At 65.3% G+C, this 17,893-nt stretch carries 17 protein-coding genes and 2 tRNA genes; 2 read left to right on the top strand and 17 right to left on the bottom strand.

Going from position 1 to position 17,893, the window contains the following annotated elements:
* Positions 1-31: 31 nt before the first annotated feature.
* The 10 genes from ACSQ8Y_RS04005 to ACSQ8Y_RS03960 form a co-directional block, all read right to left on the bottom strand.
* Positions 32-685: a YfiR family protein gene (locus ACSQ8Y_RS04005; protein WP_436265165.1), complete on the bottom strand. Its 654-nt coding sequence runs from the start codon at positions 683-685 to the stop codon at positions 32-34.
* Positions 673-2,580 (bottom strand): TonB-dependent receptor plug domain-containing protein, encoded by a 1,908-nt coding sequence (locus tag ACSQ8Y_RS04000; RefSeq protein WP_436265164.1) that lies wholly within the window; start codon positions 2,578-2,580, stop codon positions 673-675. The genes ACSQ8Y_RS04005 and ACSQ8Y_RS04000 overlap by 13 nt, the downstream gene beginning before the upstream one ends.
* 191 nt (positions 2,581-2,771) lie before the next feature.
* Complete coding sequence (locus ACSQ8Y_RS03995) at positions 2,772-4,313, bottom strand: tryptophan halogenase family protein (protein WP_436265162.1); 1,542 nt, start codon at positions 4,311-4,313, stop codon at positions 2,772-2,774.
* On the bottom strand, positions 4,310-4,993 hold the full coding sequence (locus ACSQ8Y_RS03990) for a DUF6445 family protein (RefSeq protein WP_436265161.1): 684 nt from the start codon (positions 4,991-4,993) through the stop codon (positions 4,310-4,312). The genes ACSQ8Y_RS03995 and ACSQ8Y_RS03990 overlap by 4 nt, the downstream gene beginning before the upstream one ends.
* Positions 4,994-4,997: 4 nt before the next feature.
* Positions 4,998-5,813, bottom strand: coding sequence for a PEP-CTERM sorting domain-containing protein (locus ACSQ8Y_RS03985; RefSeq protein WP_436265160.1), 816 nt, complete (start codon positions 5,811-5,813; stop codon positions 4,998-5,000).
* Between the two features lie 167 nt (positions 5,814-5,980).
* A tRNA-Ser gene (locus ACSQ8Y_RS03980) sits at positions 5,981-6,070 on the bottom strand.
* A gap of 30 nt (positions 6,071-6,100) precedes the next feature.
* A tRNA-Ser gene (locus ACSQ8Y_RS03975) sits at positions 6,101-6,190 on the bottom strand.
* A gap of 66 nt (positions 6,191-6,256) precedes the next feature.
* A complete protein-coding gene (gene serS / locus ACSQ8Y_RS03970; protein ID WP_436265159.1) occupies positions 6,257-7,546 on the bottom strand; it encodes a serine--tRNA ligase in 1,290 nt (429 codons plus the stop codon).
* Between the two features lie 99 nt (positions 7,547-7,645).
* Positions 7,646-7,849 (bottom strand): hypothetical protein, encoded by a 204-nt coding sequence (locus ACSQ8Y_RS03965; protein WP_436265158.1) that lies wholly within the window; start codon positions 7,847-7,849, stop codon positions 7,646-7,648.
* A 295-nt stretch (positions 7,850-8,144) separates the two neighbouring features.
* Positions 8,145-9,587, bottom strand: coding sequence for a PLP-dependent aminotransferase family protein (locus tag ACSQ8Y_RS03960; RefSeq protein WP_436265157.1), 1,443 nt, complete (start codon positions 9,585-9,587; stop codon positions 8,145-8,147).
* 183 nt (positions 9,588-9,770) lie between these two features.
* Here ACSQ8Y_RS03960 and ACSQ8Y_RS03955 point away from each other — a divergent pair, with 183 nt between their 5' ends.
* Complete coding sequence (locus ACSQ8Y_RS03955) at positions 9,771-10,121, top strand: DUF2917 domain-containing protein (RefSeq protein ID WP_436265156.1); 351 nt, start codon at positions 9,771-9,773, stop codon at positions 10,119-10,121.
* A gap of 75 nt (positions 10,122-10,196) precedes the next feature.
* Positions 10,197-10,880 (top strand): GntR family transcriptional regulator, encoded by a 684-nt coding sequence (locus tag ACSQ8Y_RS03950; RefSeq protein ID WP_436265155.1) that lies wholly within the window; start codon positions 10,197-10,199, stop codon positions 10,878-10,880.
* A gap of 3 nt (positions 10,881-10,883) precedes the next feature.
* Here the strand turns inward: ACSQ8Y_RS03950 and ACSQ8Y_RS03945 are convergent, their stop codons facing one another.
* The 7 genes from ACSQ8Y_RS03945 to ACSQ8Y_RS03915 all read right to left on the bottom strand — a co-directional run bounded on the left by ACSQ8Y_RS03945 (position 10,884) and on the right by ACSQ8Y_RS03915 (position 17,893).
* Positions 10,884-12,260, bottom strand: coding sequence for an 8-oxoguanine deaminase (locus ACSQ8Y_RS03945; protein ID WP_436265154.1), 1,377 nt, complete (start codon positions 12,258-12,260; stop codon positions 10,884-10,886).
* A gap of 137 nt (positions 12,261-12,397) precedes the next feature.
* Entirely contained in the window at positions 12,398-13,753 is a 1,356-nt protein-coding gene (locus ACSQ8Y_RS03940; RefSeq protein WP_436265153.1) for a uracil-xanthine permease family protein, read from the bottom strand.
* A 302-nt stretch (positions 13,754-14,055) separates the two neighbouring features.
* The gene (locus ACSQ8Y_RS03935) at positions 14,056-14,802 is read right to left on the bottom strand and encodes an ABC transporter ATP-binding protein (protein WP_436265152.1); all 747 of its coding nucleotides are present in this window, start codon (positions 14,800-14,802) and stop codon (positions 14,056-14,058) included.
* Positions 14,792-15,550, bottom strand: coding sequence for an ABC transporter permease (locus ACSQ8Y_RS03930; RefSeq protein WP_436265151.1), 759 nt, complete (start codon positions 15,548-15,550; stop codon positions 14,792-14,794). The genes ACSQ8Y_RS03935 and ACSQ8Y_RS03930 overlap by 11 nt, the downstream gene beginning before the upstream one ends.
* Positions 15,543-16,022 carry a cupredoxin domain-containing protein gene (locus ACSQ8Y_RS03925; protein WP_436265150.1) on the bottom strand — a complete coding sequence of 160 codons (480 nt, stop codon included), beginning with the start codon at positions 16,020-16,022 and terminating at the stop codon, positions 15,543-15,545. Before ACSQ8Y_RS03925 ends, ACSQ8Y_RS03930 begins: the two co-directional genes overlap by 8 nt.
* Positions 16,023-16,026: 4 nt before the next feature.
* On the bottom strand, positions 16,027-16,881 hold the full coding sequence (locus ACSQ8Y_RS03920; protein ID WP_436265149.1) for an SCO family protein: 855 nt from the start codon (positions 16,879-16,881) through the stop codon (positions 16,027-16,029).
* Entirely contained in the window at positions 16,874-17,893 is a 1,020-nt protein-coding gene (locus tag ACSQ8Y_RS03915) for an ABC transporter substrate-binding protein (protein WP_436265148.1), read from the bottom strand. Before ACSQ8Y_RS03915 ends, ACSQ8Y_RS03920 begins: the two co-directional genes overlap by 8 nt.

Here is a 17,893-nt window from a genome sequence, read left to right as displayed (position 1 = left end):
CGTACAGTGCCTGGTTTCAGGCGGAAAAACATCACTGACTGCCTTTTTGCACGTGGTAAGCCACCGACAGCAGCCGCGAACTGAGCTTGACATTGCTTTTCTCGGCCGACGGCAGCGATACTTCAAAGCGCACGCGTTCCTCGACCACGCGGAAATTGATCACGCTGCCCTGCTGCAGGCCGCCCTCGGTCTCGCTCACGCTCAGCACGCCGGCCTGCTGGGCGGCCTTCAGCACCGTGGCCGGCTTGGCCGTCTCGGCGCCGACAAACAGCATATGCAAGCCGTTCAGCGGCTCGCCCTCGCGCAGCGGGCGCACGCTGACCGGGCGCGTGCCGACCGTACGGCCGGCGGTGATGCGCGCCAGTTCGATGCCGACATCGTCGGCGCCCACCACGCCCACCACCAGCGGGCCGCCGCTGTCCGCCGTGGCGGGGAATTCGATATAGCCGAGGAATTTGTACAGGAAGGCCGCCTTCACGGCGCGCTCGACGCTGGCCGGCGGGGCGGCCGGCGCGTCCGAGCCGTTGGCCAGGCTGGACAGCGCCAGGCCCAGCATCAGCAGGGAAGCCAGCCAACGCCAGCCGGCCGCGAGCCAGCGCCGGCATGCGGCGGCCTGCGCCGGGAACGGCCATGGCACGGCGCAAGCTTGGGCGCCGTCGCCGTCGGCGGGCATTAGAATCGCCATGTCAGTTTCAGCAATGCGTTGCGTTCATAAACAGCGCGGTTGGGGGCTGCGCCGAATTCGGGATGCGCGCTGTGCAGCAAATTCTGGCCGATCAGCGCCACATCGACGCCGGGGCTGACCTTCCACAGCCATTGCAGGTCCATCTCATGATAATGCGGTACGGCCGGGTTGACCAGCTTGCCGACGTAGCGCAGCGTTAAATCGAGCTGGTGGGCGTCCGACAGGTCGTACGAGGAACGCAACATCCAGCGCAAGCGGGGGTCGTTCGAGGCCAGCGCCGAGGCCACGGCCCGGCTGCCGGGCTTGAGCCCAAAACTGATGTCCTGCGCCACCAGGCCGCCGCTCAGGCGCCAGTCGGCGCCGGCCTGCCAGCGCGACCACAGTTCCAGGCCGCGCGTGGTGCCCTTGCCGAGGTTGCGGATGGCGAAACCGAACACCGGCAGCGGCTCTTGCGTGCGCAGCTTGTCGTAGTCGGCATAGAACAAGGTGGCCGAGTAGCTCAGGTTGGCGCCGGGCTGGGCGCGATAGCCCAGCTCGGCCACATTGGCCGTTTCGGAGACGAAGTCCGGGCCGCCGGCCAAGGCGTAGCGCAAGGCGCCCGCTACCATGACCGGCTTGGACGGAAAGTACAAGTCGCGGTCGATGCGCGCTGGCGCGCGCACGGTGCGCGCCAGGCTGGCCCAGACCAGCTGGCGCGCGTCCGGGGTCCAGGCCAGGCGCAGGTTGGGCAGGTATTCGGCGCCGGTGTAGCTGTTATGCTCGACCTTCAGGCCGGCCGTCAGCTTCAGCTCCTCGCTTAGCGCAATCTCATCCTGGGCGAATACGTTGCCCCAGTGCATGTCGAGCTTGCCGGGCAGGAAGGTGAACGGGCCGGGGGTCACGTCGTCCCAGCTGTGTCGGTAGCCGCCGCCCCACACCACGCTGTGGCGCTCCCCCAGGCGCACGCCGTGCTGGGCTTCGGCCTCTACCGTACTCAGCCGGTCGATATAGGCGTTCGGCTGGTTGCGCTCGGTGTGGTCCAGCACCAGTTGCAAGCGCAGGTCGGAGTTGTCGCTCAGCTTGCGCGTGTAGCGCTGCATCAGGTTGCCGCCGGAGATAAAGATGTCGCGCGTGCCCTTCTGGGACAGCGCGCCCTGGTAGACGTCGCCGGTCACCGTCAGCGCCCCTTGCGCGACGTCGGCGTCGGCGCGGAAACCGGCCTGGCGGCGGCGCATGCCCGTCGCGGTCTTCGCGCCGGCGGCGTTGTCGGCATCGCCCGCGTTCATGTAGCGCGCATACATGCGGTAATGCACGCCGTTCTCCAGCCTGGCGCCGTAGCGCAGGGCACCGTCCTTTTCGTGCGACCCGGCCGTCGCGCTGGCCAGTCCGCCCAGCGTATCCCTGGCCGAGCGCGTGATCACGTTGATGACGCCGGTGACCGCGTTCACGCCCCAGATGGTGGCGCCCGGCCCGCTGATCACCTCGATGCGTTCGATGTCCTCCATCACCACGTCCTGCGCGTCCCAGAACACGCCGGAGATCAACGGCGAGTAGACGGCGCGGCCGTCTATCATCACCAGCAGCTTGTTGGAGGACAGCACGTTGTTAAAGCCGCGCGCGCTGATCGCGTAATTGCGCGCGTCGCTGCGCGCCACCTGCAGGTTGGGCGCCAGCCGCAGCGCTTCGGGTAGCGTGCGCACGCCGGTGCGGCGGATGTCGCTGGCGGTGATGATGAAGATCGAGGCCGCCGCGTTGTTCAGGCGCTCCTCCTGGCGCGACACGGACGTGACGACAATGTTGCTCAGTTGTTCAATGGACAGGTCGGCGAAGTCGCCGTCGATCGCCGTGGCGGCTTGGGCTGCGGCTCCGGCCAGGAGCGAGCTCAGTGCGAAGGCGCAGGATAGGCGTGGGGGCATGTTCCGTCTCTCAGTTGACCGCCGCTTTCGCTACGGCTGTTGCAGCTGACTGCTGTTCTGAAAAGATTATAAACATTTCCGCGCAGGACGCATGTTAGATTTGCGCGTTTGCAATTGTTCTGGACGAGGATTGGATAATGCGCAACAAGCAGGGGCCGCCGCCTGGACCAGGCGCGTGACGGCTCCTGCGTTCAGCGGCCGGTAGCGTGGTGCTTGTGCAGGTATTCGCGCTGCTCGCGCGAGCCCTTCAGCGCCTGCTCTTGCAGCAGTTCCACTTCGCGCAGCGCCTGGGCGCTGGCCATCGGGTCGACATAGGGCGACAGGTGGTTGCCCAGCGCCGGCAGGCGGTCCATGCCGGCCAGGATGTAGGCGTAGCTCGACGGGCCGAACAGCGTCAACTTGCCGTCCAGGTCGGTGATCGTGGGCAGTTTGAAGGTCCACAAGTCCAGCTTGTACTTCAGGTTATCCGACATTTTCACCTTGCTGGTGTAGTCACGCCAGAACGGCGTGTCGTCGCGGTTCGATGTCACATAGTGCATCTGTATAAAATCGCGCAACTCCTCGTAAATCGATTGCATCTTTCCGTTGAAGCGCTGCGCCAGATACGGGCTGGCCGGGCCTGTGCCGATGTGGTCGACGAAGATGGACAGGGCCACTTCCACCAGGTAAATGCCGGTCGACTCCAGCGGCTCCAGGAAGCCGCCGGCCAGCCCAAGGCCCAGGCAGTTCTTCACCCACATATTGCGGCGGTGGCCGATCTGCATGTCCAGGTGGCGCATGCTGGCGCCGTCCGCCGCCGGCCCCAGATGCTCGCGCAGCACTTCTTCGGCGCGCTCGGGTGTCGAGTGGCGGGACGAATACACATAGCCGTTGCCGCGCCGGGTGAACAGATCGATTTCCCAGATCCAGCCCGCCTCCTTGGCGCTCGAGGTGGTGTAGCTGCGCAAGGGCACGTCCGCACTCGCATGGGGCAGCTGGCATGCCACAGCCCGGTCGCACAGCAGGTACTCGCTCCAGTCGCAGAACGGCTCCTCCAGCGCGCCGCCCAGCAGCAGCGAGCGGAAGCCCGAGCAGTCGATATAGAAATCGGCCTGCAGTTCGCCGTTGGCCTGCGTGAGCAGGCCGGCGATCTCGCCCTCGGGGCCCTTGCGCACTTCGGTGACGGTATCGACCACGTGGCGCACGCCGCGCCCCACGGCCAGGCGGCGCAGGAATTGCCCGAACTTCACCGCATCCAGATGGTAGGCGTAGGGCACCGGCGCCTCGTAGGGGCGCCCGCCCTCGCTTTTGGGCGAGCGGGCGTTTTCACACAGCACACCTTGCACGCCGACGGCAAGGTCGAAGCGGCGCGGCTGGGCGCCGCGGTCCGCCAGCGAAGTCCAGTGCGTGGCCGCCGAAAATCCCGAAATGACGGGCGGCGCTTCGAACAAATGGTAGAAATCGTTGCCGGGCACGCCCTCGCCCGGCGTGTTCAACCAGTCCTGGAAGCGTATCGCGTTCTTGAAGGTGGCGTCGGTCTCGACCATGAACTCCCATTCCTGGATCTCCAGCATGGCCAGGATGCCCTTGATGGTCGGCACCGTCGCCTCGCCCACGCCGATGATGCCGATGTCGTCGGACTCGACCACGGTGATGGCAATCGGCGCGCCGCCGACGCTGAGCACTTTATTGAGATAGGCCGCCGCCATCCAGCCGGAGGTGCCGCCGCCAACGATGGCGATAGAATTGATCATTTGCTGTGGCTGTTCTGCACGACGAAGCGTTGCGTGACGCGCACCCGCTCCATGTTGAGTTGGTCGTCGACCTGTTTGATGTCGATCGAATGGAAGACATTGCCGGGATAGAGCACGAAACGATTGTATACCGGTTCGATGGTGTAGAATTTTTTCCACGCCGGGTGGCCCGTGCAGTCGTAGCCGGACGGCGCCAGGTCTTTACCGTGCCGTTCCAGGAAGTCCTGGTGGGCGGCAAAGTCGGCCTCCGTCCTGAGCACGGCCTTGCCCAGCATTTCATTGCGGAAGAAGCAGGTCCCCTCTTCACTGCCGGGCGTCAGGTAGATCAGTCCCAGTACGGGAGTCGGATCCACGTGCGGATGCTTCTGCTTGGCCAGCAGGTCTTGCGGCCGGGTGGTCACGATGGAGAAGTCGGCGAAGAAGTCGGGGCCAAAGTAGCGGCGGTCGCCCACGGCGGAAGCAGCCCGCGCCAGCGTGTCGCACACCAGCGCCAGCTGCGGGTCGGTTTTCTGGTCCAGCATGGCGTGACGGCCGGGATACAGCGCCAGCGAGGTGTCGTAACGGGCCTGCAGCGCCTGCGCACGCACGGCGTCCGGATCGGCGTAGAAATTCTCGATGTAGAGCACGGGCACGCCATCGGCGTGCTCGACCCGCACACTGGCTGCGGGATTGATCAGCATGGAATCAGGCGTCCGTGCCGTCGCGGCGGCGGCGGCGCGCGGCGGCTGCCAGCGCAGCCAGGCCACCCACCATCAAGGCGCCGGTTGCCGGTTCCGGGACCTGGGCCCCGGCCTGGATCTGGGCCGCTTCCGCCTCGAGCACGAGCGCAACTTGGGTCAGGTGGAAATTGCCCTGCAGCGCGCCGACGGAGAAATTGAAGGCGCCGGCCGCCGCCATGGCGATCAATTCGGTCGCGTTCAGCGTATAGCCGGCGCCCAGGCTGCCGCTGTAGCTTTGCGTTGCCGAGTAGGTGTAGTGGCGGAGATAGTCGTAGCCGGCGGTGCCGTTGTTCCGTGTGCTGGTGTAGTCATACCCATTGGTGTTGTAACCGGTCGATTGCAGGTTGACCTGGCCGGTGCTGGTGCCCTGTCCCGCGCTCAACACCATGGTATCGCGCACGGTGTCGCTACTTAAGTAATAAGTGTTGGCGTTGAAATCGCGGTACAAGGCGTAGGCGTAGTTGCAGCCGCTCCAGCCGCACGAGGTCTGTACCGTGTAACCGTAGGAGTTCGTGAGCGTCTCGCTGTAGCCCACTTGCGAGACCTGGTTGATCTGGCTGTCGGAGTAGCCGTAGGCGTTGACCCGCGCGCTGAGGACGTTGCCACCGGCCAGCCCGTTGGCGCTCAGCAAATCGGCCAGCGCGAATGCGCCGGTATACGTGCCGGCGGGCGCCGACAGCAACTGGTCCAGGTTGATGGAGGTATTGATCACGGCGGCTTGCGTACCGCCAGCCAGGGTTGCTGCGGAGACTGCGGCGGCGAGTTTGCTAAGCTTGTTCATTTTTTGGACTGGGCTGGGTTCTGCAAGGACGGACAGGTTACCGCAGCGAATTAAATGTGTCCAATACAAAACGAAAGTTTCTTTGAAAAAAAACACCTTCATTGATGTGTTGATAAGTTCTGGCGCCAAAAAAAAAGCTCCCCGAAGGGAGCTTTTTTCTTTTTTCTTGGCGGAGAGGGTGGGATTCGAACCCACGGATGGGTCGCCCCATCGCTTGATTTCGAGTCAAGTACATTCGACCACTCTGCCACCTCTCCTGGTGGTACTTTTCCTGCAGCAGCGTCTCGTGGCGGAGAGGGTGGGATTCGAACCCACGGATGGGTCGCCCCATCGCTTGATTTCGAGTCAAGTACATTCGACCACTCTGCCACCTCTCCGTTTCCCCACATGCTGCTGCGAGAAGGCAAGATTATAGCAGGCCTTGCCGGAAATGGAAGGGCTATTTACGCCTTCAGTTCAGTTATGCCACCCATGTACGGGCGCAGCACCTCGGGGATCACCACCGAGCCGTCCGCCTGCTGGTAATTTTCCAGCACGGCCACCAGGGTGCGGCCCACCGCCAGGCCGGAGCCGTTCAGCGTATGCAGCAGCTCGGGCTTGCCTTGAGCGTTGCGGAAGCGCGCTTGCATGCGGCGCGACTGGAACGCTTCGCAGTTCGACAGCGAGGAAATCTCGCGGTAGGTGTTCTGCGCCGGCAGCCACACTTCGAGGTCGTAGGTCTTGGTGGCGCCGAAGCCCATGTCGCCGGTGCACAAGCTCATCACGCGGTACGGCAGGCCCAGGTCTTTCAAAATACGCTCGGCGTGGCCGACCATCTCTTCGAGCACGTCGTAGGAGGTGTCGGGATGGACCACCTGGACCAGCTCGACCTTGTCGAACTGGTGCTGGCGTATCATGCCGCGCGTGTCGCGGCCGTAGCTGCCGGCCTCGGAACGGAAGCACGGCGTGTGCGCGGTCATCTTGACCGGCAGCGCTTCGGCGGCCAGGATCTCGTCGCGCACGATGTTGGTCAGCGAGACTTCCGACGTCGGGATCAGGTAGAAGGTTTCGCCTTCGCCTTCGGCGCCGCCCTTCTTCACCGAGAACAGGTCGGCTTCGAATTTAGGCAGCTGGCCGGTGCCGCGCAGGGAGTCGGCGTTGACCATATAAGGCGTGTAGCATTCGGTGTAGCCGTGCTCGCCGGTGTGCGTGTTCAGCATGTACTGCGCCAGCGCGCGGTGCAGGCGGGCGATGCCGCCTTTCATGACGGAGAAGCGCGAACCGGTCAGCTTGGTGGCGGTGTCGAAATCCAGGCCCAGGGCGGCGCCGACGTCGACGTGGTCTTTGACCTCGAAATCGAAGGCGCGCGGGGTGCCGATCTTGCGTACCTCGACATTGCCGCTTTCGTCCGTGCCGACCGGGACCGACTCGTGCGGCAGGTTGGGCACCGACTGCATGAAGTCGCTCATCTGCGCCTGCACAACCGTCAACGCCTGTTCGTTGTTCTTCAGCTCGTCGCCCAGGCCGGCCACTTCCGCCATCACGGCGGTGGTGTCTTCCCCTTTACCCTTGAGCATGCCGATCTGCTTGGACAGCGAGTTGCGCTTGCTCTGCAGTTCTTCGGTGCGCATCTGGATCGCTTTGCGTTCCGCTTCGAGGGCGTTGAAACCTGCCACGTCCAGCTGGAACTTGCGCGTCGCCAGGCGGGCTGCGACGGTGTCGATATCTTTACGGAGAAGTTGGATGTCTATCATGGGAGCTGCCGCTATGTCGGAAAGACAGCAATTGTACCAAGACGACGCCACTTCTTTCGAGTTTTACGCCCTCCGGCGCCCTGCCCTTGAAACCGCACCTTAGATCAGGGCGGCTTTTTCGGCGGCGGTCAGGCGTTTTGCGGCGACCACGATCACTTGCATGTTCGCTGGCGCGGCTGCCACGGTGGCGACGGCGGCGGCGGGCATCTCGATCACCGGGGCGCTGGCGGTGGCGTAGCTGGTGACGACTGCCAGCGAAGCGGCGGCGACGAAGATCAGTTCCATGTTTTTCAGTACGTTCATGATGTGCTCCTTGCTGTGGTTGGGACTACGTTGTGTGCTGCGATGGTTGTACTGTAGCCAAAGGGCTCCCGGCAAGCCATGGGCGTGCGATGAAGCGCTGAAAACAAGGGATGAAGCGCAGAAAACGGCGAAGAATGTAAAGCGAGCCAAGCCGCATTTGGGGTCGGGCCCCGGGTGCGGCTTAGCTCGCTTGCCAAGGTGACGCTGGGTGCCGAAAGCGAACTGAGCCGCATTCGGGATCCGGCGGGGACGCCGAGTGCCCGGATACGCCCGGGTGCGGCAGAGGCTGCCTGTGTCAGGCGGCGCGGGTGGCGGGGGCGGCGTCGGCGGCGCGGTGCACCAGCGCGCCCAGGCGGGCGATGGCGCCCTCCACGTCGGGACTCCAGGGGTTGCCGCAGTTGAGCCGCAGGCAGTTGCTGAACTTGCCGGACGCGGAAAACAGCGGCCCGGGCATGAGGGCCACGCCCTGCCCTATCGCCGCGCCGTGCAGCGCCAGCGCGTCGACCTGCGGCGGCATCCGCACCCATAGCACGAAGCCGCCCTGCGGCTCGGAGATGGAGCATTCAGGCGGGAAGCTGGCGGCCACGGCGTCGGACATGCGGGCGATGCGCTGCACCAGCGCGCGCCGCATCTTGCGCACCTGCAGCTCGTAGCCGCTGCCGGTCAGGAAATCGGCCAGCACGGCCTGGAAGAACTGGCTGGTGGCGCCGCTCGACACCATCTTCAGCAAGGTCACTTCCTGCGCCCAGCGCCCCGCCACCACGTAGCCGACGCGCGAGGCGGGTGTGATGGCTTTCGAGAACGATGAGCACAGCAGCACGTGGCCGCTGTTGTCGTAGGCCTTCACTGGCCACGGGCGCTCGGTGGTGAAGCACAGGTCGCGGTAGATGTCGTCTTCGATCAGCGGGATATCGTGCTGCGACAGCAACGAGGCCAGTCGCTTCTTGTTCTCCTCGGGCATGATGCAGCCGAGCGGGTTGTTGGCGTTGGGGACGAACAGGCAGGCTTGCACCAGCCCCGCGTTCAGGGCCAGCTCCAGCGCGTCGATCGACGGCCCGGTCTTCGGGTGCGTGGGGATTTCCAGCGCCTTCATGCCCAGGCTCTCGATCAGCTGCAGCAGCACGAAGTACGTCGCCGATTCGATGGCGATGGTGTCTCCCGGCTTGGCCACGGCGCGCAGGCACAGGCTGATCGCCTCGGTGCAGGAACTGGTGACGACAATCTCGGCCGGGTCGGGCCGGCCCCAGTCGAGCGCGCGCCGCATGATCTGGCGCACGAACTCCGGCTCGTTGGTTTCAAAGCAGCTGACCCGGGCCAGCAGCGCCGGATCGCGCCGCGCCACGGCAGCCACGGTTTTCTGCACCCGCTTGATGGGCAGCAGTTCGTCCGGCGGCCAGGCGGAGCCGAACTGCATCACGCCTGGCGCCTCGTTCTCCTTCAGTATGCGCATCAACAAGCTGGTGATGCCGACGTAGCCGGGCTCCTTGAGATGCTCGGCGTCCGGCAGCACGGACAGCATGCGGGCGCGGTGGCGCACGTAGTAGCCGGCTTGCGGACGCGCTTCGATCAGGCCGCGGTCCTCCATCAGCCGCAGCGCCTGCAGCACGGTGCTGACGGACAGGCGCTTCTGCTGCGCCAGGTGGCGGATCGACGGCAGCCGGTCGCCGGGCGCGAACACGCGGTCGGCGATGTGCGCACCGAGCTCGTTGGCCAGCTGTTCGTATAAATTGCTACTCATGGTCATCCTTCCATTGTGGCGGGTGCGCGCCGTGCGGCACAGGTACAGCACAGCGCTTTTTCGACAAGCACAGTTTAGCCGATACGGCACTGTGTTCATCACAATTCAGCTTTGCTGCATCTGTTATGGTCCGTCTTCAGTGGGTATTCTGGAGCCATGGAAAATCACCACCAGGAGAGCAGCATGAAATCACGCACCCAGCCTTACGCCGAATACACCCTGAGCAGCGACGCGCCCCTGCGCCTGGAAGATGCCGCCGGGCGTGTGGTGGAGAACTTGTCGGGGGTGACGTGGATTACCGCGTACGGCCAGAACACCGACTTCATCCTGCGCCCCGGCCAGTGCTTCGTGGTGCCGAACGACGGGCTGGCGCTGGTGGAGGCGATCGGCAGCAGCCGCATACGCATCGCGGCGCCGGCGGCGCAAAGCTGGAGCCAGCGCGTGCTGCGCGAGGGCCAGGCTCGCCTGGCAGTGTCCATGACGCGCTTGCGCCAGGGCTTGCAGCCGGCGGCCTGCGGCGATTTTCCTGCTTAGACTTGGCTAGGCCGGGAGCATAGCCAATCTGTTGCCGCGCATGTATTATTGAGAATTGATTACCGCATCTTCTCCATGCTAGAAAAACAGAGTAATGGCGACAGCTCGAACGACATCGCCAACCACATCGCGGAGGCCATCGCGGCGCGCAAGCTGCCGCCTGGCACCAAGCTGCGCGAGGAGGCGCTGTCGCGCCTGTACTCGGTCTCCCGCACCAAGATCCGGGCCGCGCTGCTGATCCTGTCGAAGGACAAATTGATCCAGATGGTGCCGGACAAGGGCGCTTTCGTCAGCCAGCCCAGCGAGAAGGAGTCGCGCGATATCTTCGCTGCGCGGCGCATACTGGAAGCGGCGCTGGCGCGCGAGTTCGTGGCCAAGGCCACACCTGCCGACTACAAGATCCTGGAGCAGCATCTGACCACCGAGCGGCGCGCGCTGGGCGACCACAAGGTGCGCTCGCAACTGCTGGGGGATTTCCATGTGCTGCTGGCGGGCGTGGTGGGCAACCAGGTGCTGCTCGAGATGCTGAGCGAACTGGTGGCGCGCAGCTCGCTGATCACCATGTTGTACCAGTCTGACCGGGACGCGGTGTGTTCGTCGAATGAACACGAAGAGTTCCTGGTCGCCGCCAAGGCCGGCGATGCGGACCTGGCGGCGAAGCTGATGCTGGAGCACCTGGTGCATGTCGAGGCGGCGCTGCGCTTCGACGCCAGCGGTACGCCGCACGACAAGGATCTGGTGGCGGCGCTGCTGAAGTAAGGGCTATGCCACCTTGCGCGCGCCGGTGGCCAGCGCCAGTTCGTGCGCCAGGCTGTTGTGGCGCTCGATCACGATAGGCAGGTCCACGGTCTGCAGCAAACCATCCCGTACCACCACCTTGCCGTTGACGATGCTGTGCGTGACATTGGACGGCGTGCAGAACACCAGCGCCGCGACCGGGTCGTGCAGCGCGCCGGCGAAGCCGATCTGGTCCAGCTTGAAAGTGATGATGTCGGCCGCCATGCCAGGCTTGAGCGCGCCGATGTCGTCGCGGTTAAGCACCTTGGCGCCGCCCAGCGTGGCCAGCTCCAGCGCCTGGCGCGCGGTCATCGCGTCCGGACCGAAACCGACCCGCTGCAGCAGCATGGCCTGGCGCACCTCGCCCAGCATATGCCCGGCGTCGTTCGACGCGCAGCCGTCCACGCCCAGTCCCACCGATACCCCCGCGTCCACCATCTTGCGGATGGGCGCGATGCCGGACGCCAGGCGCATATTGGAGCACGGGCAGTGCGCGATGCCGGTGCCGGTCCTGGCGAACATGTAGACGCCGTCGTCGTCGAGCTGCACGCAGTGCGCGTGCCATACATCAGGCCCCACCCAGCCGCAGTCCTCGGCGTATTCGGCGGGCGTCATGTTGAATTTCTCGCGGCTGTACGAAATGTCGTTGGCGTTCTCCGCCAGGTGGGTGTGCAGCGACACGCCGAAGCTGCGCGCCATGGCGGCCGCTTCCTTCATCAGGTCGCGCGACACCGAGAACGGCGAGCATGGCGCGACCACGATGCGCTGCATCGCGTAGCGGCTGGCGTCGTGGTAGGTTTCGATCAGGCGCTGCGTATCCTTCAGGATGGCGCCCTCCTCCTCGACCACGCGGTCCGGCGGCAGGCCGCCCTTGGACTGGCCCACGCTCATGGAGCCGCGCGCGGCGTGGAAGCGCATGCCGATCTGGCGCGCCGCTTCGATGCTGTCGTCCAGGCGGCAGTCGTTCGGGTAGATGTAGAGGTGGTCGCTGCTGGTGGTGCAGCCGGACAGCAGCAGCTCGGACATGGCCGTCAGCGTCGATACACGCACCATCTCGCTGGTGAGATTGGCCCAGATCGGATACAGGTTGGTCAGCCAGTTGAACAGTTCGCCGTTCTGCGCGGCCGGGATCACGCGCGTCAGGCTCTGGTACATATGGTGGTGGGTGTTGACCAGGCCGGGCATGACCACCTGGCCGGTGGCGTCGATCACCTCGTCGGCGTCCTGCGGCAGGTCCGCCGTGGCGCCCACCTGTTCGATCACGTTGCCGCGCACGAAGACGGCGCCGTTGTCGATTTCGCGGCGCTGTTCGTCCATGGTGACGACCACGCGCGCATTCTTGATCAAGAGAGTTTTAGTCATTTTGTTTTCCTTCGAATGATTAAACACTGCGGAAACAATGCGCGGGCACTGCGGAAACAATGTCAAAACCGCGCCGGGTGGTGCTCACCGGCGCGGCGCGTTGCAAAAATCTTACTGCATGGGCTGCGGCTTAGAGCTTAAGCCGCTTCCATCTTTTTTACCAGCATGGGCTGGGGCACCTCGTCCTCCTCGTCCTCGCTCGCTTCGACCGGACGCTCGGGCAGCACCAGATTCATCACCACGGCCACGATGGCGGCGGTGCTGATGCCGGAGCCGAAGATCTCCTGGACGAAGGCCGGCAGCTTGACCAGCAGTTCGGGACGCACGCTGACGGCCAGGCCGCAGCCGATGGAGACGGCGATAATCAGGCCGGTGCGCTTGTTGTGCTCCACTTTGCTCAGCATCTGCACGCCGGCGGCGATGATCATGGCGAACATCATCAGGCCGGCGCCGCCCAGCACGGGCTGCGGTATGGTGACGACCACCGCGCCCAGCACCGGGAACAGGCCAGCCAGCGCCAGCATCACGCCGGTCAGGGCCACCACGTGGCGGCTGGCGACGCCGGTCAGCGAGATCACGCCGACGTTTTGCGCGAAGGTGGACACCGGAGGGCTGCCCAGCAGGGCGGCAAAGGCAGAGCCGACGCCGTCGCACAGCACGCCGCGCGACAGGGTCTTGCCGCGCATCTTGGTGTTGGTGGCCGCTCCCAGCGCCATGAAGGTGCCGGTCGTTTCCACCATCGTCACGACGTAGGCTACGGCCATGGCGACGATGCCGCTGATCGGGAAGGTCAGCCCGTATTGCGCCGGCTGCGGCAGCGCGAACACCGCCGCCTTCTGCACGCTTGAGAAGTCGATCAAGCCCATGCCCAGGCAGACCACGTAGCCGACCACCATGCCGATGACCACGGCGGCGGCGGAGAAGATGCCTTTGCCCCACTGCACCAGCGCGATCACGGTCACCAGCACGAACAGCGCGATGCCGAGGTTGACCGGCGCGCCGTAGCTGGCGCCCGAGCCTTTGCCGCCGGCGGCCCAGTCGATCGCGACCGGCACCAGCGACAGGCCTATCATGGTGACCACGACGGCGGTGACGGCGTGCGGGAACAGCTTGCGGATTTGCGGCATGAAGCAGGAGCCGACGATCATCACCACCGAGGCGGCCAGCGAGGAGCCGAGGATGCCGGGCACGCCGTGTTCGAAGCCGATGCTGATGGCCGCTCCGACGAAGGCGAAGCTGGTGCCCATCACGCAGGGCAGGCGGATGCCGATCGGGCCGACGCCTTTGCACTGGATGATGGTGACGATGCCGGAGCCGAGCAGCGCGGCGTTGATCAGGGCGACGATCTGGTCGGCGGGGAGTTTGAGGACGGCGCCGACCACCAGGGGCACGGCAATGATGCCCCCGAGCGCGGCGAGCATGTGCTGGGCGGCCAGCAGGACAGTGGTAACGAGGGGTGGACGGTCGTCCACTTGAAATAGCAGGTTGTTCATTGTGTCTCCATCATTGATGTTATTTGTGAACTACTTTTTCCGGTGCTATCCGGCATGCCTCACCCGCAGATCGTGGCGTCTGTTTTTATCGTGGCGAGGTCGTACTGTGGCGGGATGGAATGCTTACGTGCAGCTCTGCGGCCGCTGTCCATGCAATCGATGATGCCGACGGCGGCGCGGCGTGTCAACTGATTTTGTATACAATCTATGAATACGAAATGTACGGTATGGCGGGAATGTCACACATTCGACTGCCCCGTCCGGCAGCGGTGTCCGGACGGTTCTCTACAGCAACGAGGCGCTTAGAGCACCACGCCCAGTTCGCGCAGGATCTCTTCCTTCATGGCCTGCAGGTCCGGGCTGGACAGTTTGCGCGGATGCGGGTGCGGCACGGCGAACGCGGCCTGGATGCGGGTCGGGCGCGGCGACAGCACCAGCACGCGGTCGGCCATGTACAGTGCCTCCTCGACGTCGTGGGTAATCAGGATCACCGTGTGGCGCTCCTCGGCCAGGATGCGCAGCAGTTCGGTGCGCATCTTCAGGTTCATCAGCGCGTCCAGCGCCGAGAACGGCTCGTCCATATAGAGGATTTCCGGCTTGACCACCAGCGCGCGCGCCAGCTCGACCCGCTTCAGCATGCCGCCGGATAATTCGTGCGGATAGCTGTTCTCGAAGCCCTTGAGCCCGACCATGGCGGCGTAGTGGTCCGCCAGCGCGGCCTTGTCGCCGTGGCCGTTACCGTTCAAGCCGAACATCAGGTTCTGCTGTACGGTGAGCCAGGGGAACACCGAGCCGTGCTGGGAGATGGCGATGCCCTGCGGGCTGGCGCCGCGCCGCAGCGCGCCGTCCACCAGCACCTCGCCCTCGTCGGGCGCTTCGAAACCGGCGATGATCTTCATCAGCGTCGATTTGCCGCAGCCGGAAGGGCCGACGATGGCGATGAACTCGCCGTCCCTGACGTCCAGGCTGACGCCGCCCACCACCGGCAGGTGCTGCTTGCCCTTGGTAAAGCCCTTCTTGATATCCTTGACGACGATCTTAACGTCCATAGCGCCACCTTACCGATTTGAGGCCTTCCAGGCGGCGCATGATGCCGTCCAGCAACAGGCCGATGATGCCGATGATAATCATGCCGGCCACCACCAGGTCGTAGCGGTTGCCGGCATTGCGTGAATCCATGATCAGGTAGCCCAGGCCGGAGCGCAGCGCGATCATCTCGGCCGCCACCACCACCAGCCAGGCCACGCCCAGGCTGATGCGCATGCCGACGATGATCTCGGGCAGCACGGCCGGGATGATGACTTGCCGGAACAGCACCGTGCGCGAGACGCCGAAATTCTCGGCCGCGCGCAGGTAGCGGCGCTCGATCGTGTGCACGCCGGCCGCCGTCTGCACGATCATCGGGAACACGGCGGCGATGAAGATCAGGAAAATGGGCGACAGGTTGCCCACGCCGAACCAGAGTATGGCCAGCGGTATCCAGGCGATGGGCGAAATGGGGCGCAGGATCTGGAACACCGGGTTGAGCGTGATGTAGGCCGCGTCGACCCGGCCCATCCATAGACCCAGCGGGAGCGCTACCAGCGCGGCCAAGCCGAAACCGGTGCCGACGCGGAACAGCGAGGCGCCGATGTGTTCCCACAGCGTGCCATCTTCCACCAGTTCCAGCGTGCCGGTGACCACTTGCAGCGGCGTGGGGAAGATCATGCTCTCGGTTTGCACCACCACCACCCACCACAGGGCAATCAGCGCGGTCAGCAACAGCAGCGGTGCGAGCAATCGTTTCAGCCTATCCATGAACGCCTTTAAAGTTAACGATGAAAACAGCATGGGCGGTGCGGCGCAGCGCCGCCAGCCGCCATTGCAGACGCGCCAGGCCCGGCGCCGGGTGCGGCAGCACGGCCACCGTCATCTGGCCGGAGGCGTGCGCGGTGCAGTCGAACTGGTAGTCGGCGGCCTGCTCGAAGGGCAGGCGGAAATTCTGCCCCGGCATGATGAGCACGGGGCCGAACTGCTGCGGCACGTCGTCCAGATTGCGCAGCAGCAGCGTGTCGTTCAAGCCGACGGTCAGTTCGATGCGGGCCGGCAGTATCTCGACCGGGTCGCCGGCCATGCGGCGTGCCCATGTGCCCTTGGGGATGTCGAAGGGCTGATCGCGGCTGGCGAGGGCCAGCGGCGCCCACGCGGCCCAGCCGGCGCACGCCCCTGCCAGCACGGCGGCTAGCAGGCAAGCGGACAGCACGCCCCGGCGGGCCAATCGCCAAGCCATGCCGTCAGTTCTTCAGCAGGATGGCCGCGTCATGGGCCACATCGTCGGCACTGCGGCCGAAGGGCAGCAAGGAGCGCAGATAGCCCTTGCGGTCGATAAAATACAGATAGGAGGAATGGCCGATGGTGTACGCGCCCTTCCCGCCTTCGATCATCTTCTTGCTGGCGCTGATGCCGTAGTCCTTGCGCACCCGCGCCAGTTGCTCTTCGCTGCCGGTCGCGCCCAGGATGCTGGGGTCGAAATGCGCCAGGTAGTCGTGCATCTGCGCCACGGTATCGCGCTCGGGGTCGACCGTCACATAAACGACCTGCACCCCGGCCGCCAGCGGACCGAGTTTCTGGCGCGCCGCCGTCAGCGTGGCCAGCGATACCGGACACACGTCCGGGCAACTGGTGTAGCCGAATTCCAGCACCACCAGCTTGCCGCGCAGCCTGCTCAGCGTCAGCGGCTTGCCGTCCGAGCCGCGCAAGGTGAAGTCCGGCGCCAGGCGCGGCGGCTCGAACACGCCGCCCTTCAGGCCCAGAGGCGCGCCCAGGGCTTGGGCCGCAGCCCGAGCCGGCGCCGTGGCCGGTGCTGCTGGCTGGCTGGCCGGGGCTGCGAGCTGGCTGGCCATGGCCGGTACTATGGACTGGCTGGGGGCCGGCGCTGAGGAATGGCTCGCCAAGGCCAGTGCTGATGACTGGCTGGCCAGGGGCGATGGGGCGCGCAGGGCGGCCTGGGCCGGAGCCACAGGCTGGCTGGCCGGGCCATCGGCGGCAATGGCCAAGCCGCCCGGCAGTGCCAGCGCGCCCAGCAGCGCCAGCGCGGCCAACGCCGGCCCCGCGCTGGCCGCCAGCACCGCATCGCGGCGATTAAACACTGATCGCCACCGGCTTGAACGCCTTGACGAAGCTCTCGTCCACGTAATTCTCGTAGGCGACGGGCCGCTTGAGCGTGCCCGCCTCCAGCGACAGCTGCATCAGCTCTTCGAATTCGCTGCGTATCATGCGCAGGTCGCCATAGGTGACACGGTCGGCCGGGTTGTCCATGACGAAGCGGATGATGTTGGGATCCTGGTTGAAGAACTTGCGGCCGGCCGCGGTAGCCGCCGCCTTCTCGCGGTTGGCCGGGGCCTGGTCCAGCCAGGTGCCTGCCGATTGCACATAGTTGACCAGTTCCTGCACCAGCGGCCGGTTTTCCTTGATCAGTTCCTCGCGCACGGTGAGCACGCAGCAGATGTAATTGCGCCATTCGTCGCGCGTCATGGCCAGCGGACGGGCATAGCCGGCGCGCTGCGCGGCCGCGCCGAACGGTTCGCCGGTGCAGTAGCCGTCCACCGCCTTGGCATACAGCGCGGCCGGCATGTCCGGCGGCGCCATCTCGATGATTTCCACGTCCTTCGGCGACATCTTTTCGCGCGCCAGCATCTTGCGCAGGAACAGGAAGTCGACCGCGAAGCGGCTCGGAATGGCGATGCGCTTGCCGCGCAGGTCGGCGAAGCGCTTGTACGGCGAATCGGTGCGCACCATGATGACGGCCCCCGAACGGTGGCCCAGCGAGACCACCTTCACGGGGATGCGCTTGTCGCTCAAGTCCATCACCAGCGGCGCCAGCATATAGGCGGCCTGGATGCGGCCCGTCATCAGCGATTCCTTGATTTCGGGCCAGCCGTTGTATTTGCTGTATTCAAACGGCGCCGCGCCGCCCGCCTTGGCCCTGGCCACGCTGGCGATGGGCAGTGTGAGGTTGCAGGTGACCGGCAGGCCGCCGACCTGGACAGGGCTGCCGGCGGCGGCCGACAGCGGCAGCGGCAGGCTCGCCGCTGCGACCATGCCGCCCAACAATTGGCGGCGGCGGCGCGATTCCAGCGCTGGTTCGGGGTCTGCGTGCAT

Origin of the sequence: Pseudoduganella sp. LjRoot289, assembly GCF_964252925.1 — a bacterium.
Lineage (GTDB): Bacteria > Pseudomonadota > Gammaproteobacteria > Burkholderiales > Burkholderiaceae_D > Rugamonas.
This window is presented reverse-complemented; position numbering and strand designations above follow the sequence as displayed.

Coding starts and splice junctions, on each gene's coding strand:
- ACSQ8Y_RS03930 (WP_436265151.1), bottom strand. CDS start 15,550: ATGGATAGGCTGAAACGATTGCTCGCACCGCTGCTGTTGCTGACCGCG.
- ACSQ8Y_RS03950 (WP_436265155.1), top strand. CDS start 10,197: ATGCTAGAAAAACAGAGTAATGGCGACAGCTCGAACGACATCGCCAAC.
- ACSQ8Y_RS04000 (WP_436265164.1), bottom strand. CDS start 2,580: ATGCCCCCACGCCTATCCTGCGCCTTCGCACTGAGCTCGCTCCTGGCC.
- ACSQ8Y_RS03940 (WP_436265153.1), bottom strand. CDS start 13,753: ATGAACAACCTGCTATTTCAAGTGGACGACCGTCCACCCCTCGTTACC.
- ACSQ8Y_RS03925 (WP_436265150.1), bottom strand. CDS start 16,022: ATGGCTTGGCGATTGGCCCGCCGGGGCGTGCTGTCCGCTTGCCTGCTA.
- ACSQ8Y_RS03995 (WP_436265162.1), bottom strand. CDS start 4,313: ATGATCAATTCTATCGCCATCGTTGGCGGCGGCACCTCCGGCTGGATG.
- ACSQ8Y_RS03960 (WP_436265157.1), bottom strand. CDS start 9,587: ATGAGTAGCAATTTATACGAACAGCTGGCCAACGAGCTCGGTGCGCAC.
- ACSQ8Y_RS04005 (WP_436265165.1), bottom strand. CDS start 685: ATGGCGATTCTAATGCCCGCCGACGGCGACGGCGCCCAAGCTTGCGCC.
- ACSQ8Y_RS03985 (WP_436265160.1), bottom strand. CDS start 5,813: ATGAACAAGCTTAGCAAACTCGCCGCCGCAGTCTCCGCAGCAACCCTG.
- ACSQ8Y_RS03935 (WP_436265152.1), bottom strand. CDS start 14,802: ATGGACGTTAAGATCGTCGTCAAGGATATCAAGAAGGGCTTTACCAAG.
- serS (WP_436265159.1), bottom strand. CDS start 7,546: ATGATAGACATCCAACTTCTCCGTAAAGATATCGACACCGTCGCAGCC.
- ACSQ8Y_RS03945 (WP_436265154.1), bottom strand. CDS start 12,260: ATGACTAAAACTCTCTTGATCAAGAATGCGCGCGTGGTCGTCACCATG.
- ACSQ8Y_RS03965 (WP_436265158.1), bottom strand. CDS start 7,849: ATGAACGTACTGAAAAACATGGAACTGATCTTCGTCGCCGCCGCTTCG.
- ACSQ8Y_RS03990 (WP_436265161.1), bottom strand. CDS start 4,993: ATGCTGATCAATCCCGCAGCCAGTGTGCGGGTCGAGCACGCCGATGGC.
- ACSQ8Y_RS03915 (WP_436265148.1), bottom strand. CDS start 17,893: ATGCACGCAGACCCCGAACCAGCGCTGGAATCGCGCCGCCGCCGCCAA.
- ACSQ8Y_RS03955 (WP_436265156.1), top strand. CDS start 9,771: ATGAAATCACGCACCCAGCCTTACGCCGAATACACCCTGAGCAGCGAC.